The organism is Sphingobium sp. KKT206 (genome assembly GCF_055640555.1).
This window is the reverse complement of the sequence record NZ_CM145765.1, coordinates 854,572-872,111: the sequence shown is the minus strand read 5'-3', so window position 1 is coordinate 872,111 and position 17,540 is coordinate 854,572. Positions and strand designations below refer to the sequence as shown.

Sequence of the window (17,540 nt, the reverse complement as noted above, 5' to 3'; positions counted from 1 at the left end):
GTTCGGCGCACCGGTAGGATACTGTTAACATTCTTGCTCCCATGGTGGCGTATGGAGAGACGCGCCAAGAATGGAACGCATCGCCGAATTTCGGCATTCAGCGCGGCAGCGGAGCTTACCTTGCCGGACGCCGTCTATCGCGACCTCGTCTCCACGCTCTTTGCCATGGCGATGCCGATCATCGGCTTTGGCATCCTCTACGCCCTTGTCGGCACGCTGATCTTTCTCAAATGGCAGGATGGCGTGATAGCCGTTCTGACCGGTATTGCCATTGTGATCACCATGGCGCGTGTCTGGCTCATAAAAGCCTATAATCGCGCGGGAAGCACTACGCAGGATATCCCAGCGCTGAAGGCATGGGAGAGACGCTATGCGTTTTTGACCTATATATTCGCGCTATTGCTGGCGGCGCTCCACATACGTGCCTTGTCCGCGCACGAGCCGCTCGTGCATATCGCAACGATCAGCCTCATCTTCACCTTTGGTGCGGGAATAGTATCGCGCAACGCCTCTCGCCCCAAGCTATGCGTCATGAGCTTGTCGCTGGTGGTTCTGCCGACGGCGGTCGCCATGCTGATCCATGCCACGCGCGAATATGATCAATTGCTGCACGCCGAGTTTTTTGCCCTGCAAGCCCTGCTGCTGGTCACGGTCGCGCTGATGAGCTTGCAGTCGGTGCGGCATCTCTATGCTTCGTCCGTCGAACATCTGACAACCAAACATGATCTGGCGACGCTTGCGCGCTTCGATCCGCTCACGGGCCTGCCCAACCGCCTGTTGTTGCGGGAGACTTTTCAAACCAACGTGCAATCATCGGACATTGGCGACCAGATGGCGGTCCATTATCTGGATCTCGACGGCTTCAAGGCGATCAACGATCGATATGGCCATCCCGCTGGCGATGCGGTGCTGCGGGAGGTGGCGCGGCGGCTGCAGAGCATGATCCGGACAGAGGATGTGGCGTGCCGTCTGGGTGGCGACGAATTTCTGCTGCTCCAAGGCCATGTGCGGCATCAGGACCAAGCCGACCTGCTTGCCCGGCGCATCATCAAGCAGTTGAGCGAACCCTATCTGGTCGATGGGATAGAAATGCGCATTACGGTCAGCGTGGGCATTGCGATGGCCCCCGAATTTGGCCTGGAGCTGGAGCGGCTGATGGCTTTTGCCGATACCGCCCTGTACCGATCCAAGGCCAAGGGGAAGGCGCAGGTACATTTTTGTACAGCAGAGGATTTGCGACAATCCGGGCAGGCCGTAGCCTGAGCGCGGCTTAAAGCGCCTTTGTTGATATGAGCGTCACGCCGACAACATGCCCCGCCCCGCCACGATAAGGAATGGCGGTGGTCGGCAACCCCATGGCCGACAATATCTGGTTAATATCCCGGCCGAAATCGGTATAGACCAGCGACAGGCTGTCCGCACCCGATCCATGATAGACCGGCGGTAACAGCATGATGTCCTCCGGCCCGCTGGTGTCCACACGCGCCCGCGTGACCGGCGGGGGCGGCATGCCGATCGGCACGGTCCATATGTGCAATCCGCCCGGACGCAAAATGCGACTTCGGCGAAGGCCAGCATTGGCTTGCGGATATGTTCGAACATGTCGGACGTGATGACGACATCGAAACTGTCATCGGCAAAGGAGGTCGCCATCAGATCCTGACAGGTCAAGGCACCGCGCCGCGTTCCGCTGGGTACGCCCGGTTCATCGAAGGATTGTTCGTAGCGGCGCGCGCGGCCCAGCCAACGGCGCAATGGCCCTGAAAAGCCAGCTTCGAATATGTCCAGTTTCGGCAATAGGTCCGACGCTGCCAGCGCGGCCAACGTGTCGAAACGGCCGCCACCCAAGCGATCGACTAGGGTTTTGGCCTGTTCGCGATAGCGCAATGTGGCCCGGCAATCATGACAAGCCAGCGTTTCCCGTTCGCTGGCGTGGGTGCGGCGAAACAGTCCTTCCCATCCGCATAGATTGCAGCGGTCCGCCATTTCATAAACAGCAAAGCCGGGCCTACCGATCGCATCCAGCCGTGCTTGCAAGGCAGGTGCCACGGCCCAGGCCGCCGGCTCTGAGCCAGCGGTAGCCAGTTCCTGTACATTGACGATATTGCCGGAATTCTGGTCCAATCCGCGCACGAGCGATGACGGCAAGGCCGCCGCATCCGCAGGCTGATGGATGTCGATATGGCTGTCGCGCACCCCGAAGCCGCCATTGAAGATGAGCGACGGCAGAATATCCGTCGACCGGAGCGTCAGATCGACACGGACCGACCGGACATTGGAAAGCAGCATGGCGCATTCCGTCCATGTACCAGCATCGACATCAACGGCAATCGCCTCGATCGGCGCATCCCGGCGACCAAGCAGGGACAACGCACGCCGCACCTTGCTGGCACGCAGCCTAATGCCACCGGCACAAGCGCTTTCTCCAGCTTCACTACGCTCGATAGTGATCGCACTGCCGTTCACATCGTCGATGTCGGCATCGATCGAAAACCCATCGCAATCGATCAGATGGATGGCGGGCGCGGCGGCGCGGTGGGCGATGTTGCGGGCTTTTACCGTCAATCGAAGCTGGTCGCACCGGGTAAATGTCGCGGCCTGCTGGCCTGCGTCCTTAACGATCAGGTCGGTAATGGTGAATCGTTGGCATCCGTCCGCCCGCATGCCGCTTCCCTGCACGCCGACGATGCGGATGCCGTCCAACACGCAATCATCCGCAGCGACCGTCAACAATGGCGTAGCCCGATGCCCGCTCCCGGTCAGCGCCAGCGACTGAAGCTGGCCGCCATTGCCCCGCATCGTGAGGCCATGACGCGGATCGATGAAATGCAGGATTGGTAGGAGACCGTCCTCTCCCCATAGAGTGATCGCACGATCCAGCAGAATATCGTGCGCCAGATCATAGTGCGGCGCGTCGAGCATGATGTGCGCACCGGGCGGTGCTTGTGCAAGCAGAGCCACCAGGGCTGTGGTGTCGGCGGCACGAAGGTCCGTCATCGGGTGGCGAACCTGCGTCTGGGTACCCGGCTCATAGCTTCCGGTAGGCGCGCCGATGCTCCACGTCGCGATAGCCCAGGGGTATCTGTTCGAAACCGGCATCGGGGTCGAGCAGCAGGCTGCATATCATCTCGACATGCGACAATTCGATCTGCTCCTCGCTATAATCCGCCAGCACGGATGGATTATGCGAGGGTCGCATCGTCGGCGATTTCGCGATGGTCCAGTCATAATCGTCGAGCAGCAAATAGCCGCCTGGCTTGAGCAGTTCCTTACAACAGACCGCTGCCAACGTATCATATTGATAAAGATGTCCGCCATCCAGATAGATGAAGTCGAACATGCCTTCGGGCCGGTCGATGCGCGCGCGCCGCGTCAGCATGGCGAGCGTCCAGCCATAGCTGTCGAAGGTGCGCCGCGAGTTGCCGACAATCTCGACATTGCGATAGCCGATGTCGGCAAGGTCAGCGCGCAATTCCTGCACGCGGCTGTCGAAATCGAACAGCCATAGCGTGCCACGATGATCCATCGCGCGCGCCAAGGCGAGCGACGTCGCGCCGATGCCGATTCCGACTTCCGCGATAAGTGGATCGGCATGGGTCGCCAGAACGCGGGTCGCCAATTCGACCGCCTCCGCACAGGGTCGCGAAATGGCTTGATAGCGGGGCTCTGCGTGCTGCTCCAACATGGCTTATGTTCCCGTCCATCGGCCAACAAGGCGGTTTACCAACGCGATAGGCCATAGTAGCTCTGTCCTCAAGACATGGGAGGCTTGGCCGCGTGACCGATGCAAATAATTCGCCGCCGGACAGTTCCGGCGCAGGCCCGCGCGTCGCGCTTTATGGGACATTCGACGTCCTCAACTATGGCGACCTGTTGTTTCCGCTGCTGCTGCGCGACCGGCTGGGCATCCCCGAAGAGGATTTTCGCGCTTATTCCCCGCGTGGCGGCAAACCGGCCTGGGACGACACCGTCCCCTGCCTGCCGATCGAGACCGCAGCCGATTGTCCGGCGGACCTGCATGTTATCGGCGGCGGCAACATCATCCATGCGACCAGCACGCCATTGCCCGACTATGCCGAAACGCGCTTTGGCGCGCAGGGCAGCTATGCGGCGTTGTGGCTGGGCGCGGGGTTGATCGCTGCGCAGACGGGCGGACGGATCGCCTGGAATGCGCCCGGCCTGCCCCACCCCCTGCTGCGTGGACCGGTGCGAACCTTGAGCGACGCCATTCTGGCCGCTAGCGCACAGGCGACCGTGCGGGACGAGGCCAGCCGCAATTTCCTGGGAAAATCGGGCGATGCATCCGTCCAGATTTTGCCAGACACCGCGCTTGACCTCGCTGCGCTCTGGCCTGCGGCGGACTTGCGCGCCATCGCCGAGGCGGCCTTTGCGCGGCAAGGCATGGCCGTGCCCGATCGCTGGGTGGCCGTGCATGTGAACAGCCGCTATCTCGACGCGGATGAGGCCGAGCAAGGGAGGCAAGTGGCAGCGCTGGCCGACCGGCTGAACGCTGTACCGGTACTCATCGCGATCGGACCCTGCCATGGTGACGATCAATTGGCCCAGCGCGTCGGCAAATTGCTGCCGATACCAGTGCTGATTCTGGATCAGCCCGCAGGTTTGAAGGAAATTGCGGCACTGATCGCCCATGCCGCCTGCTATGTCGGTTCTTCCATGCACGGGCTGATCACGGCGCTTGCCTATGAAAAGCCAGCGCTCGTCATTGCCCGGCCACGCATGGTCAAGTTCGCCGGTTTTCTGGAGCAACTCGGCATGACGGAGCGGCTGAGCCACAGCTGGGCCGAGGCGTTGGGCAAAACGGCCCTGATGACGCCATTGCAAGAGCAAGAACGGAGCGCGATCAACACTGCGCGCGCGCGGATCGCGGATCATTGGGCACGATTGCGCGCCCTGTTGCACGAGCCCATGACCGAACGCGAAACGCAAGCCATGGACAGGCTGCGCCACTGGATCGCCGACCGCCCCGAAGGGCAGCGCGACTGGCAAAGCTTTGAGGCCGTCCTGCCCGTCCTTCTACCCCAAGCAGTATCGCCGATCAGCAAGCCGTTCCATTGCAATATCTGTGGCGGCAAGACGGTGCGGCCTAACCGCCGACAAGCGGACGATATGGTCGGCCACGATCATATTTGCGCCGGTTGCAACGGGACGGCCCGGCATCGCGCCATGCGCCAGGTGTTGGAGGTGCTCCGGTCGGACCCGGCCTTGCGCACCATGGGATTGCAATATGGGCGGCATCGCGTCGCGGCGGGCGGCTGGTTTGCCCAATTCGACCTGATCGCGCCAACGCATGAAGGCGCTACGCTGGTGCCTCCGCCTCCCGACAAACGCTATGATATGATCTTGTGCCTGGACATGCTGGAGCAGGTGGCGGACATTCAGGCGACCTTGATGCAATTGCGGGCGGCGTTGGCGGATGATGGCGTGCTGCTGCTATCCTTTCGCACTGTGCCAGCGCGGCAAACCACGCTGGAATGGGGATTTCCGCGCGGCGACGATCATGGTCGCCTGCGCGCTTTTGGCACCGATATGCTAGCGCGTCTGGACACCTATCTGCCAGATGCTTTCCTGACCTTCGCCTGGCCGTCAGACCCCTATTCGGACACGGAAACCGTGCTGTGTATCGCGACGGGTACGCAGGCACGGCATGACTGGATACAGGCCAGCGCCATCGCCGAAATGGCCCGATCAACCGACGGTCTTGCTGATCGACTATAGTATCGTCCAATCTCGACCAGTTCCTGCGACACCGTCCAAATCGGACTTCAATATTGACCCGGTTTGGATTAGCCATTGTCATGGCCATTGAAGGCAGGGGGTACATGGGGGGCCGATGTTACACCGGGCAGACAAAAAAGCTGATGGTGTGACCGCATCGCTCCTGCGCGATGAGATTGCCGCACTGGAGGCGCTGACGAAAGCGGCGGGCGACGACGATGGGTCGATCGATCGCCGCATATCTCTGGCGCGCGGGCGCTGGCCCGATGATCTGCGCCTGCGTCTTATCGAAGGCGGCTGGCTGGAAAAGACAGGCCGGGTCGAGGAAGCCGTGGCGGTCTTCCAGACGGCGCGCGACAATCATCCCGCCAACCCTTGGCCTGCGGTCCGACTGGTCGAACTCTTCCTGCGCCGCCAAAGGCCTGACGATGCCCGCATGCTGTTTCGTGAGGCCGTGTGGGCAGGTAGCGCGCCAGAACAGACGCGAACCGGGCTGCTGTCTCGCATCCTCATGACCCTGGTCGATCCGGATATACGGCGCGCCTATCTCGAAACCCTGCTGCGGTCGCACCCGGATGATCGCTTCATCCTGCTGAAACTCGCCGCGATCCGCTTTCGCCAGCAGGATCGAAGCGGAACCGAAGCATTGTTCGACAAGGCACGCGCCTGGGGACCGCTAACCGATGAAAGCCGGTTGATCGAGCTGGAGCTGCATCTGGCGGCCGCACGGTTCGAAGATGCCTATGCCCTGTCCGTCCAGTTGATGGAGCGCAACCCCGACCGGGTCGAGTTCGCCCGCCGCGCGATCCAGGCGGCCATCTTCACCGGACGGATCGACGGCGTGATCGCGCTGCTCGACGCGGCACTGACCCGCTGGCCGGACGATTGGCTGTTGCTGTTCCGCTATAATCGCTGCCCTTTGTCCGATAGCGTGGACAAGCGGCTGTTCGCGCTATTGCGCGCGCGCGCACCGGAACAGGCGAGCAATTCGCGCTGGCTGTTCCAATATGCGATAGCCGCCCTGCGGCACGGCGCTGTTGCCGATGCGCGGGCGATCATCGATCGTTTGGCGACGCAGGATGCCGTCGCCCATATGGCCGGGCCGTTGCGCACGGCTATGGCCGCGCATCCTGCTGCGACCTGGGACAATAAGCGCGCGGTTCGCCATGGTTGCGACCTCGACGTTCAAATTCTGCCCATGGCAGGTGCGCAGGCGACAATCCTGTTGTTTGCCAGTGTCGTTGGGGGGCTGGGCTATCTGCCTTTTGGACTAGCCGACGGATTGCTGCGCCAGCGCCCCGTGAACATCCTCTATCTGCGCGATCGCAACCATCGCAGTTTCACCAGCGGCATCGCATCGCTCGGTCCGGACCATGACGCCATGATCGAAGCGTTGCGCCGCATGGCCGATGAGTTGGGCGTGCCGGTCATCACCATGGGATCGTCCATTGCTGGTGTCGCGGCCATTCGGTGCGCCGCCATGATGGAAAGCCATGCGGCCATATCCTTTGCCGGGCCGGTCAATCTGGGGCTGGATGCTGCCGAAGACGCCCCGGTTGCGGCCAATGGCACGCGCGCTTCGCTGTTTTCGACCTTTACGAGCGCGGATATGGACTTGGTGGGCCTCATCCGGTCCGTGCCGCAAACCCATGTGCATCAGGTCTTCGGCGCCGCGCACGCCCCCGATGCGGAGGCGGCACGCTGCCTGGATGGTCTCGACAATGTCACCCTCTATGCGATCGCGGACTGCGCCGACCATTTTGCGATCGAACATGCCATCGACAACGGCCTGTTCTTCACCGTGCTCGACAAGGCATTGGCCACCATAGGAGGCGGGATATGAGCGCGCGGCGCACCATCCTCATATCCGGCATGTTCGATATGAACAATTATGGCGACCTGCTGTTTCCCCTGGTGGCGCGCACGCGTCTGGCCGATGCGGGTTTTGATGTGGTGGCGGTGTCACCGACCGGCGGGCAGGCCGACTTCCCTGACGCCCTGCCGACCATCGATATTGGGGAGATGTTGTCGGGATCGATCGCCCCGGCCGGGATATTGATCGGCGGCGGCTATATGATCCACGCCAATTCGCTGGCCTTTCTGGATCATTATGGCGATCCGTCGCTTGGCAATTGGGCAGGCGCTGGCCTTTGGTTGGGGGCGACGCTGGCGGCAGCGCTGCGCGACATTCCCATCGCCTGGAACGCGCCCGGCGTGCCGCATCCCTTTTCCAGTCGACAAAGGCGCGTGATCGACGCCGCCCGCCATGCCGCATCCTATGTTTCTGTGCGGGACGAAGGCAGCCGCCATCTGCTCGCTCCTGCGACGGAAGACGCCAGTATCGCGATCGTACCGGACCCCATTGCTGATCTGCCGCGGCTGTGGTCACAGGCCGATCTTGCCGACCCATTCCGGCAATTGCTGGCACGCAAGGGGATGGCACCCGACACACAATTGCTGGCCATCCATATCCGCAATCGGTCGGTCGCGGGCGTGGATCGCCAGGCGCTTGGATCGGCGCTGCGCCAGTTCGCTGAGGCACGACGGATGGTACCGATGCTGGTGGCCGTCGGGCAGAACCATGACGACCCGACGGTCGCGCGCCAATTCGCTGACTCGCTCGGCGCACCTTGCCTTATGCTCGACGACCCACTCAGCCTGCAGGAAATCAGCGCCGCAATCGCCCATAGCGCGCTCTATATCGGGGCGTCCCTGCATGGCTATGTCGCCGCCAGTGCCTATGGCGTGCCTGGCATTCTGGTCGGCCGTCCGAGCTATAATAAATTTTCAGGCTTTCTGGCCCATTGCGGGCGGCCACAGGATCTCGCGCGCACCTGGGAGGAGGCTTTGACGATGGCATCGACGAGGAGCCAACGCCAGGATGGCAGCCTGCTGCCCGCATCGATCGCCGATGCCCTGGACCGCCATTGGGCGAGAATCACCGCTGCCTTCAACGCGCCTGCGGAGCGGTGGGAGGAAAGGCGCGACTTCGCCCTGACCTGGATGCGCGACATGATCGCGAACGATGGGCCGGGCTGGGCGCTCCAGCCCATTCTCAATCGCCGGATGCGCGCCCAGCCTGCTGCGGCGGGCGGCCTGTTCGACCTGTCCCCTATTACAAAGGAACACCCATGAACCAACGCTTGCCATGTGACCGCGATACGCTGCGTGCCTGGATGGTCGCCTATATCGGCGGCGTCCTGTCCCTGCCCGAACAGGTGCCGACCGATCAGACATTCGACGCCTATGGCTTCGACAGTGTGGAAGCCGTGGTGATGGCCGGCGTGATGGAGGAAGAGTTCGGCGTGCAGGTCGATCCGGTCCAACTGTTCGAAAATCCCAGCATCGACGAATTTGTTGCCGCCTTTGCCAGCGATGGGGACGGGAAGCTGGCGGGCGCGGAGCAACGCGATTGACGCAACCCGCCGTCTCGATCGTGCTGGTAAGCTATAATATGCGGCGGGAACTGCCCCGCACGCTATTGTCGCTATGCCCGCCCTATCAGACGGACATCGCGCGCGCCGATATCGAGATCATCCTGATGGATAATGGTTCCGACCAGCCACCAACCCTGACGGACGTGGCTCATCTGGATGCCGATATTCGCATCGTACAACAGGCCCACCCCAGCGTGTCGCCAGTGTCGGCGATCAACCATGGGCTCTCGCTTGCCCGCGCGCCGTTTATCGGGGTGTGGATCGACGGCGCACGACTGGCGTCACCCGGATTGATCGCCGCCTGCCGTTCGGCAGCGACGCTGCATCCCCGGCCCGTGGTCGCGACGCTCAACTATCAATTGGGACCGACCCTGCAGTTCGACAGCATACGCCATGGCTATGATCGCCATGCCGAGGATCACTTGCTCGATACGATCGACTGGCCGCAGGCGGGCTATCGCCTGTTCGACGTCGCGACGAGCGAATTGCGTGGTGGCCCGGAGGGGCCGATGCTGGAGAGCAACGCGCTGTTCCTGCCCCGGCCGCTATGGGACGAACTGGGCGGCTATGACGCGGCGTTCGTGGAGCCGGGCGGCGGCGTGGTCAATCCCGACACCTATTTGCGGGCCTGTGCCCTGCCCGATGTGCAGCAGATCCGCATAGTGGGCGAAGGGACGTTCCATCAGATCCATGGCGGCGTGTCGACCAGCACCCCGGAAAGCGCGATAGCGGTACTCCAGACCGGTAGTCGCCTGTATCGGCAACGGCGCGGTCGCCCGCTGGCCACGATGCGCGATCCGGGCTGGCTCTATGATGCCCAAAACCGATCCGTCATCCAGCCGCCGATCGGTGCGCGCGCATGACGGCGCATCGCATCGATAAGGCCGCCATCGCCCGCTATCGGCGCGACGGTTTTCTCGCGCCCCTGCCTGTGATGGATGAGGCCGCGATGGCCGCCCAACTCGCCCAGGTCGATGCGCTGGCCGCGATGCGCGCGGGCCGGATCGCGCCCGGCCATAATGTGAAGGTGCATCTTCTCGCCCCTTTCCTCTGGGACATGGTCCATCATCCCGCTATTCTCGACCCCATCGAGCAATTGCTGGGGCCGGACCTTCTCTGCTGGGCAGCGGGCTTTTTCGACAAGGCCCCAGGCACGCCGCAACATGTGACCTGGCATCAGGATGCGACCTATTGGGGCCTGTCGGCGCCCCAGGCGCTGACCGCCTGGATCGCCTTCACCCCTTCCCTGCCGGACAATGGCTGCATGCGCGTCAGTCCCGGCAGCCATTGGACACCCTTGGTGCATGTCGATACCCGCGACAATGACGTGATGTTGCCCGGACGCGAAGCGATCGCCGAGGAGGTGGACGAGAGCAAGGCGGTGGATATCCAGTTGCGCCCCGGCGAATTGTCGCTGCACGACGTCATGCTGGTTCACGGCTCACGCGCGAACATGTCGATGCAACGCCGTTGCGGTTTCGCCATCCGCTATATTCCCGCCCACCTCCGATCCATCGGCCCAGTACGCGCTTCCGCCACATTGGTACGAGGGCGGGACCATGGTCATTTCGATCTGGAACAGGCGCCCGAAGCCCCCTACCATCCGGCTGCGCTTGACCGATATTCTGGTGTGCTGCGCCGATGGATGCGCAATGTCCTGCCCAATATGGGGGGGCAGTCTTGAGCTTGTCTGTAGCCCTGACTTTGCCCGCTCTACTGGAACAACATGCGGCGACCCGTGGGGACCACAGCGCCATCCGGTTCCTGCAACGGGGCGAAGCGGTCACCGAGCAGGCATGCTATGCCGACCTGCATGCGGCGGTAACGACCATGGCAGGCCGATTATACCAGGCGGGCCTCGCCGACACGCCGGTCGTGCTGGCCTTGCCACCGGGCCTGCCCTTCGTCGTGACGCTGCTGGCGTGCCTGCGCGCGGGTGCCATTGCCGTACCGATCCCCTTTCCCCCGACCGGCGACGAGGCGCGGCGGAGGCTGGCCTTGATGGTCGCCGATCTGGGCACCGGCAGCGTAATCGGTCCCGCCGATCATGGCATCGACATGGGCGCACTGCGCCCAGTCGATCCGGCAGCCATGACGGGAGACGGGGTAGATGTGCCCCTGCCCGATCCCGATGCGGCGGCCGTGATCCAATATAGTTCGGGTTCCACCCAGGCACCCCGCGGGATCGTCATCAGCCATCGCAACATCATGGCCAATCAAGCGATGATCGGACAGATGTTCGGTAGCGGGCCGGACATCGTGGCCGTCAACTGGCTCCCCCCGCATCATGATATGGGGTTGTTCGGCGCGCTCCTGCATCCGCTTTATGCCAGCGGCACCGCCGTACTGATGCCCCCCTTCGCCTTTATCCAGAAGCCGCTCCGCTGGCTGAAGGCGATCAGCGACCATCGAGGCACGACCGCTGGCGGACCCAATTTCGGCTATGACCTGTGCGTTCGTCGCATCACGCCGGCGCAGGCAGGGACGCTCGATCTGTCGACATTGAAAGTCGCATTTTGCGGGGCGGAGCCGGTACGATTACGCAGCCTGAACGCCTTTGCCGACCGCCTGGCACCGGCACGGTTCGATCCGGCTGCCTTTCTGCCTTGCTATGGTTTGGCCGAAGCCACGCTTTTGGCGACATCGACCCGATGGAACGATGGCGCGCCGGTTGCAGTCCCTGGCGTGGGCCGTGCCCATGTCTCCTGTGGATGGGCACCCGACGACGCGCAGGTCAGGATTTGCGATCCGCAGGATGGACGCCCGCTCCCTGATGGCGAACGCGGCGAAATCTGCATCGCCGGACCGCATGTCGCCATGGGTCTTTGGTCAGGGTGGGAGGGCCGCGTGGTGCCATTGCCCGAATTGCGCGAGGATGAGGATGGGACAGGCTGGCTTCCCACTGGGGACGTGGGCAGCTGGGCTGCTGATGGCCTGGTGATATTGGACCGGATCAAGGATTGCATCATCGTCCATGGCCGCAATATCCATGCCGCCGACGCCGAAGCCGCCGCGCTGGACGTGGATGGATCGCCACTGCTGGCGGTAGCGGCCGTCGGCATTACCGTCGAGGATGAGGAGCAACTGCTGCTATTGTGCGAAGTCGCGCGGAACCGCAGCAGCGCGATGGAACGCAGGGAATGGGCCAGGGTCGTGGCGCAGCAGGTTGGTGAACGGTGCGCCCTGATGCCCCAGATCGTCTTTGTCGGCAGCGGTGCCCTGCCGCGCACGACCAGCGGCAAAATCCGACGGCAGGCGGCCCGCGCCGCCTATCAGGCGGGTGAGATCAAGGCGCTGGTTGAGGGGGATATGTGATGGGGAAAGGCCTGACCGATGCCCATATCGATGCTTTTCGTCGCGACGGCGTCGTTTTCCCCGTTCGCCTGTATCCGCAAACGGAAGCCGCGCAATTTCGTTCCGCACTGGAAGCGATCGAGGCGAGCCGTGCCGGGCGGCTGCCGCCTGCGCTGAACGCCAAGCCGCACCTGCTGATCCCCTGGCTATGGGATATGGTCCATAATCCATGTCTGCTCGACGCGATCGAGGATCTGCTGGGGCCGGACCTGCTATGCTGGGGCAGCAGTTTCATCATCAAGGAGAGCCACAGCCCCCGCCATGTCACTTGGCATCAGGACCAGACGCATTGGGGCCTCAATGCACCGCGCGCGGTGACGGCCTGGCTGGCGCTGAGCGACAGCGGCCCCGACAATGGCGGCGTGCAGATGATTCCAGGCAGCCATGCCCAGATATTGCCCCATCGCGACAGCGGCGACCGGCTGAACATGCTGGGTCGCCGCGAAGAGGTGATCGGCGGCGTGGATCAGCGGTCGGCGATCGACGTCAGGCTGCGTCCGGGCGAAATGTCGTTGCATGATCCGCTCATCGTCCATGGATCGCCACCGAACCAATCCAGCGAGCGGCGTATCGGCTTTGCGATGCGCTATATTCCCGCCACGGTGGCGCAGCGCAGCGGCGCGCGCAATTTCGCGACGTTGGTCCGTGGCCGGGATCATGGCCATTTCCAGTTGGAACAGGCACCCGCCGCGCCCTTCCACCCCGATGCGCTGCGGCATCATGGTGAATCGATCCGGCATGGGATGGCCGTGATATTCGACAAGAGCGATCGTCAACCAGAAGCCTCTGCGCCCAAAGGTCTTGACGAATGACCTCTATTACTGATCCCGACGCGCCGATCAGCCCCGCCATGCCGCCCTTCCGCAGCGAAGGGAACGGCCCGTGGGTCATCACGCGCCACGCCGATGCCAGCCTGATATTGCGATCGCCCGCTTTCCGCACAGCATCGCCGATGATGGGCATCGAACGGATCGCTGATCGCGCCAAGCGCGACTATTCAGATTTGCTGGCATTACTCGACCAAACGATGGTGTTTCAAAATGGCTCAGCGCATCTGGTCAGCAGGCAAGCCGTGCGCCATATCGTGCAGCAAAGCATGGCACGATGGCCAGCGTCCACCATTCTGGCGGAAGCCCGGCACATCGCAACTTCGGTGCCGTCTGGCGGCGCGATCGACGCGGTTGTGCATCTGGCTGATCCCCTCCCTTCTCGGATCCTGGCATCGATGCTGGGTTTGCCGGTCGATCAGGCCATGGCCTTGCGCGCGGACGCGATGCTGGTGACGCGGGCCTGGTCGCATAGCTGCAGTTTGCGGGACTATGATGCCTGCCAGGATGCCGCCGGTCGCTTGCGCCGTGGGCTCCGCAGCGGCTTGCAGCGGGATAGCATTGAGACTGACGATGCATCTTTCGATCTGATCGCGTTCCTGCTGGTCGCCGGGGCGGATTCCATCGCGGGTACGATCAGCGCGGCTCTGGACCTATTGGCGCGCAACCCGGCCTGGCAGGCGCGCCTACGGTCGGAACCGACTCTGATGCCGGGATTCATTCGCGAAACGCTGCGTCTTGCCGGGCCGTTGCGCCGTCTCAACCGGCGCGTGGCCCAGGCAGCGGTCGATATTGGGGGCGTGTCGATCGCGCCGGGCGATCTGGTGTTGCTGCGGATCGACCGTGCCCACCGGGACGCCGAAGCATTCGCTGACCCCGACCAAGTCGATCCCGGCCGGAAAAATGCACCGTTGCTCGCCTTCGGCGGCGGCGCGCATATGTGCCAGGGGCCATTGCTTGGCGCGATGGAGGCCGAAATGATGGTAACCGCCATCATCGACCGCTTCCAGATACGCCCGGCCGCGGCGCGCGGTGTCTTGCTAGATCATGAGGATTGGCGTGTGTTCGCGCACCTGCCCCTCATACTGACCCCGGTTGCGGCGGAGCAATGATGACCGATCCGACCTCTCCCCAACCCCCGGTTCAAGACATAATGAATGACGCGCCGACACATGCCTGCGATATTGCGAACGAGACGTTCGACGACTGGATACCGGACAGCGATCAGGACAATGATGGCGCATTTTGCGGTGCCTGGCATGTCGAATATAAGAAGAACAGCCGCTTTGCGCTAACCCCTGCGCTGCAAGGCGACCGGCCCAGTGGGGTGGCGGTGACGCTCCATGACGGCGCGTCCTGGCTGCGCATCTGGCAACAATTGCCGCACCAGTCGGATGAGGCGCAGGCGGATTATGCCCTGGCACTCAGCGCACCGGCCAAGGGCGGGGACGGTGTGCCTATCCTCAAATGGGTGGTGTTGCTGAGCATAGATGCGAAGGGGCAGCGGGTTCTGCACAAGACGCTGGTGCAGGGACCGATCAGACTTGTACCGGGATCGCGGATCGTTCGCAATTTCTCAACGGCGGGGAGCGTCGATGGTCGTCCGTTATTGTTGGCGATGGATTTCGCCGATGGACCGGGGACATTGGCGATTGCATCCCTGTCCATCCGTCCCCGTGGCCCTTTGCCGAGCCAGCCTGCCTTGGCCAAACGGCCCGAACGGGTGTGCGTCATATCCTGGGACATGGCGCATAATCCGGTCGGTCGCGCCTTCCTGCTCGCCGATATGGCCGCTCGCAATCATAGCGTCGAACTGGTGGGACCGATCTTCAAAACCTATGGGACCAGCATCTGGCCACCGATCGCCGACGCCCTGTTGCCGATGCGTAGCTTTCCGGCGAGCGATATGGCGAGTTTCCTGCGCGGGGCGGCGGAGATGGCACGCAACACGCGCTGCGACATCGTCCATGTCGGCAAGCCCCGCCTGCCCAGCCTGTTGCTGGGCCATCTGATTAGTCAGGCGAATAATTGCCCGATGATCGTCGATGTCGATGATCATGAACTGGCCTTCGTCAAGGACCGGACACCGGCCGATTGGGACGAAGTGCTGGCGGCAGCGGAAGCGGACGCTTCGGGCTTTGCCATACCGCATAGCGACCTGTGGACGCGCTTTGGCGAAACGCTGTTGGCGGAAGCCGATTATGTCACCGTCTCCAATATCGCGCTGCAACGCCGTTTCGGCGGTGCAGTGCTGCGCCATGCGCGCGACGAGACGCTGTTCGATCCAGCCCGCTATGATCGCGATCAGACGCGCGGCGAGTTCGGCTATGGCGCGCAGGATCGCGTCATCCTGTTCCTGGGAACGCCGCGCGCCCACAAGGGCTTGCTGGATGTCGCCGAAGCGTTGCGCCGGGTGCAAGACCCCCGGCTGGCGCTGTGCGTCATCGGACGCATTGGCGACAAGGCGCTGAGCGAGACGCTGGCGACGTACACGGATATTCGCCTCGCGCTGCATCCCGATCAACCTTGGGATCGCTTGCCCGAACTCGTCAACATGGCCGATGCCGTCGTGATCCTGCAAGACCCGGACCACCCGATCGCCGCCTATCAATTGCCCGCCAAGCTGACCGATGCGCTGGCCATGGGCGTGCCCGTGCTCGCCCGCACCGTGCCGCCTTTGGAGGATATCGCCCTGGCGCGCGCCTATCTGCCCGTGCCGAACGATGCGGCGTTGGATGCTGCCCTGCGCGATGTGGCGGCGAACCGGATTGCATCGCAGGGACAGGCGGGGCGGACTTATTTCCTGACCGAGATGAGCTATGCCGTGAATGCGGCGCGCCTCGACCTGGCCTATCGCGCCGCACAGGCAGCGCGCCCGGCCGCCACGCCGCTGCTGGACCGGACGCTTAAGCTGCTGTCGCGCAAGACCGGCATTGCGCTTGGTCCATCGGCACGCCGCCCACCGCTCAGACGCGACGACGCCCCGCGCGACATGATCTTCCTGTGGAAGCAGAATGACTCCGACATCTATGGCCGTCGTCCCGACATGCTGGCCAAATATATGCTGGAGACGGGCAAGGTACGCCGCATCATCCATCTCGACGCGCCGATTGCTCTGCAGGAGCTGGAACAGCAAAGCGAGGCAGCGCAGCAGCAGGCCGCGCATCAAGGCAGGCAGATTTACGAGACCGTAAAAAAGCGGGTACTGCGCCAAGCCGACACGCCGGACTTTCTGCGCCGCACCTTCCTGCATCGCGGTCGCGCGGCATCGGGCGAGGCCTTTGGGGAGGCCCTGCCACCGCCCGAAGCCTATGCCGATTTCCTGCGCGCTTTGCGCGAAGAGGCGGCGGTGCAGGATGGGCCATTGCTATGGGTCTCGCCGCTGGTATTCGACTATCCGTTGGTGATGGAGGTTTTCAAACCCCGGCTGGTCATCGCCGACCTGATCGATGACCAGCGCACCTTCCCCGGATCGAGCGCGGCCTATCGCCAGCGCGTCGAAGCAGGCTATGAAGCGATATTGCGGGATGCCGATATGGTGTTCAGCAATTGCGAACCCATAAGGGAAGTGTTCGCGCCGCTGCGCACGGACATTCATCTGGTGCCTAACGGGTGCGAGCGGCTGGGCGGCGAGGTCGAAGCCCATGCTGCGCTGCGCGACCTGCCGCGCCCCATCATCGGCTATGTCGGCAATCTGCGCGACCGGGTGAACTGGCCGTTGATCGAGCGGATCGCGCAAGCCTACCCCGATGGCAGCATCGTACTGGTCGGATCGGCGCATGGCCGACCAGAAGTGGCCGCCATCGCCGAACGTCACGCCAATATCCATATGCTGGGCGTCAGGCCTTATGAAGAAGCCTTGCAGATCATGCGTGGCTTCGACGTCGCGATCATGCCGCATCTGCAAAATGCGCTGAGCGATCGGATGAACCCGCTCAAACTCTACGTCTATTTCGCCTCCGGCCTGCCGATCGTCGCATCAGCCGTCGCCAACATCGATGAACTGGCACCCTATATTGCGGTCGCCGATACGGACGATCAGTTCATGGCCCAGCTCAAGGCGGTGCTGAACGGCTGGATTCCGCCGGTCAACCCGGCGCTGCGCGACTATCTGGTCGGCAAGATGTCGTGGCAGGCGCGGGTCGAAGCGATTTGGCAGGTACTTGAAGGCGAGTGACGCGCGGTG

At 63.0% G+C, this 17,540-nt stretch carries 13 protein-coding genes; 11 read left to right on the top strand and 2 right to left on the bottom strand.

Annotated elements, in window-relative coordinates:
- Positions 1–120: 120 nt before the first annotated feature.
- A complete protein-coding gene (locus tag ACZ2HM_RS22095; protein WP_470427039.1) occupies positions 121–1,263 on the top strand; it encodes a diguanylate cyclase domain-containing protein in 1,143 nt (380 codons plus the stop codon).
- Positions 1,264–1,296: 33 nt separating this feature from the next.
- On the opposite strand, the gene ACZ2HM_RS22090 is transcribed toward ACZ2HM_RS22095, so the two are convergent.
- The gene (locus tag ACZ2HM_RS22090; protein ID WP_470427038.1) at positions 1,297–2,997 is read right to left on the bottom strand and encodes a methyltransferase domain-containing protein; all 1,701 of its coding nucleotides are present in this window, start codon (positions 2,995–2,997) and stop codon (positions 1,297–1,299) included.
- A 31-nt stretch (positions 2,998–3,028) separates the two neighbouring features.
- A complete protein-coding gene (locus ACZ2HM_RS22085) occupies positions 3,029–3,685 on the bottom strand; it encodes a class I SAM-dependent methyltransferase (RefSeq protein WP_037475618.1) in 657 nt (218 codons plus the stop codon).
- Between the two features lie 92 nt (positions 3,686–3,777).
- On the opposite strand from ACZ2HM_RS22085, the gene ACZ2HM_RS22080 reads away from it, so the two are divergent.
- The 10 genes from ACZ2HM_RS22080 (at position 3,778) to ACZ2HM_RS22035 (ending at position 17,531) form a co-directional block, all read left to right on the top strand.
- Positions 3,778–5,736, top strand: coding sequence for a polysaccharide pyruvyl transferase family protein (locus tag ACZ2HM_RS22080; protein ID WP_470427037.1), 1,959 nt, complete (start codon positions 3,778–3,780; stop codon positions 5,734–5,736).
- Between the two features lie 148 nt (positions 5,737–5,884).
- Entirely contained in the window at positions 5,885–7,579 is a 1,695-nt protein-coding gene (locus tag ACZ2HM_RS22075; protein ID WP_470427036.1) for a tetratricopeptide repeat protein, read from the top strand.
- Positions 7,576–8,871: a polysaccharide pyruvyl transferase family protein gene (locus tag ACZ2HM_RS22070; RefSeq protein WP_470427035.1), complete on the top strand. Its 1,296-nt coding sequence runs from the start codon at positions 7,576–7,578 to the stop codon at positions 8,869–8,871. The genes ACZ2HM_RS22075 and ACZ2HM_RS22070 overlap by 4 nt, the downstream gene beginning before the upstream one ends.
- Positions 8,868–9,152 (top strand): acyl carrier protein, encoded by a 285-nt coding sequence (locus ACZ2HM_RS22065; protein ID WP_470427034.1) that lies wholly within the window; start codon positions 8,868–8,870, stop codon positions 9,150–9,152. The genes ACZ2HM_RS22070 and ACZ2HM_RS22065 overlap by 4 nt, the downstream gene beginning before the upstream one ends.
- The gene (locus tag ACZ2HM_RS22060; RefSeq protein ID WP_470427033.1) at positions 9,149–10,036 is read left to right on the top strand and encodes a glycosyltransferase family 2 protein; all 888 of its coding nucleotides are present in this window, start codon (positions 9,149–9,151) and stop codon (positions 10,034–10,036) included. Before ACZ2HM_RS22065 ends, ACZ2HM_RS22060 begins: the two co-directional genes overlap by 4 nt.
- Entirely contained in the window at positions 10,033–10,857 is an 825-nt protein-coding gene (locus ACZ2HM_RS22055) for a phytanoyl-CoA dioxygenase family protein (RefSeq protein WP_470427032.1), read from the top strand. The genes ACZ2HM_RS22060 and ACZ2HM_RS22055 overlap by 4 nt, the downstream gene beginning before the upstream one ends.
- Positions 10,854–12,488, top strand: a complete 1,635-nt coding sequence (locus ACZ2HM_RS22050) for an AMP-binding protein (protein WP_470427031.1) — start codon at positions 10,854–10,856, stop codon at positions 12,486–12,488. The genes ACZ2HM_RS22055 and ACZ2HM_RS22050 overlap by 4 nt, the downstream gene beginning before the upstream one ends.
- Positions 12,488–13,339, top strand: a complete 852-nt coding sequence (locus ACZ2HM_RS22045; protein ID WP_470427030.1) for a phytanoyl-CoA dioxygenase family protein — start codon at positions 12,488–12,490, stop codon at positions 13,337–13,339. The genes ACZ2HM_RS22050 and ACZ2HM_RS22045 overlap by 1 nt, the downstream gene beginning before the upstream one ends.
- Positions 13,336–14,466, top strand: coding sequence for a cytochrome P450 (locus tag ACZ2HM_RS22040; RefSeq protein WP_470427029.1), 1,131 nt, complete (start codon positions 13,336–13,338; stop codon positions 14,464–14,466). The genes ACZ2HM_RS22045 and ACZ2HM_RS22040 overlap by 4 nt, the downstream gene beginning before the upstream one ends.
- A gap of 41 nt (positions 14,467–14,507) precedes the next feature.
- Positions 14,508–17,531, top strand: a complete 3,024-nt coding sequence (locus ACZ2HM_RS22035) for a glycosyltransferase (protein WP_470427028.1) — start codon at positions 14,508–14,510, stop codon at positions 17,529–17,531.
- The last annotated feature ends 9 nt before the right edge of the window (positions 17,532–17,540 follow it).

Coding starts and splice junctions, on each gene's coding strand:
- ACZ2HM_RS22090 (WP_470427038.1), bottom strand. CDS start 2,997: ATGACGGACCTTCGTGCCGCCGACACCACAGCCCTGGTGGCTCTGCTT.
- ACZ2HM_RS22085 (WP_037475618.1), bottom strand. CDS start 3,685: ATGTTGGAGCAGCACGCAGAGCCCCGCTATCAAGCCATTTCGCGACCC.
- ACZ2HM_RS22070 (WP_470427035.1), top strand. CDS start 7,576: ATGAGCGCGCGGCGCACCATCCTCATATCCGGCATGTTCGATATGAAC.
- ACZ2HM_RS22065 (WP_470427034.1), top strand. CDS start 8,868: ATGAACCAACGCTTGCCATGTGACCGCGATACGCTGCGTGCCTGGATG.
- ACZ2HM_RS22055 (WP_470427032.1), top strand. CDS start 10,033: ATGACGGCGCATCGCATCGATAAGGCCGCCATCGCCCGCTATCGGCGC.
- ACZ2HM_RS22045 (WP_470427030.1), top strand. CDS start 12,488: ATGGGGAAAGGCCTGACCGATGCCCATATCGATGCTTTTCGTCGCGAC.
- ACZ2HM_RS22040 (WP_470427029.1), top strand. CDS start 13,336: ATGACCTCTATTACTGATCCCGACGCGCCGATCAGCCCCGCCATGCCG.
- ACZ2HM_RS22035 (WP_470427028.1), top strand. CDS start 14,508: ATGAATGACGCGCCGACACATGCCTGCGATATTGCGAACGAGACGTTC.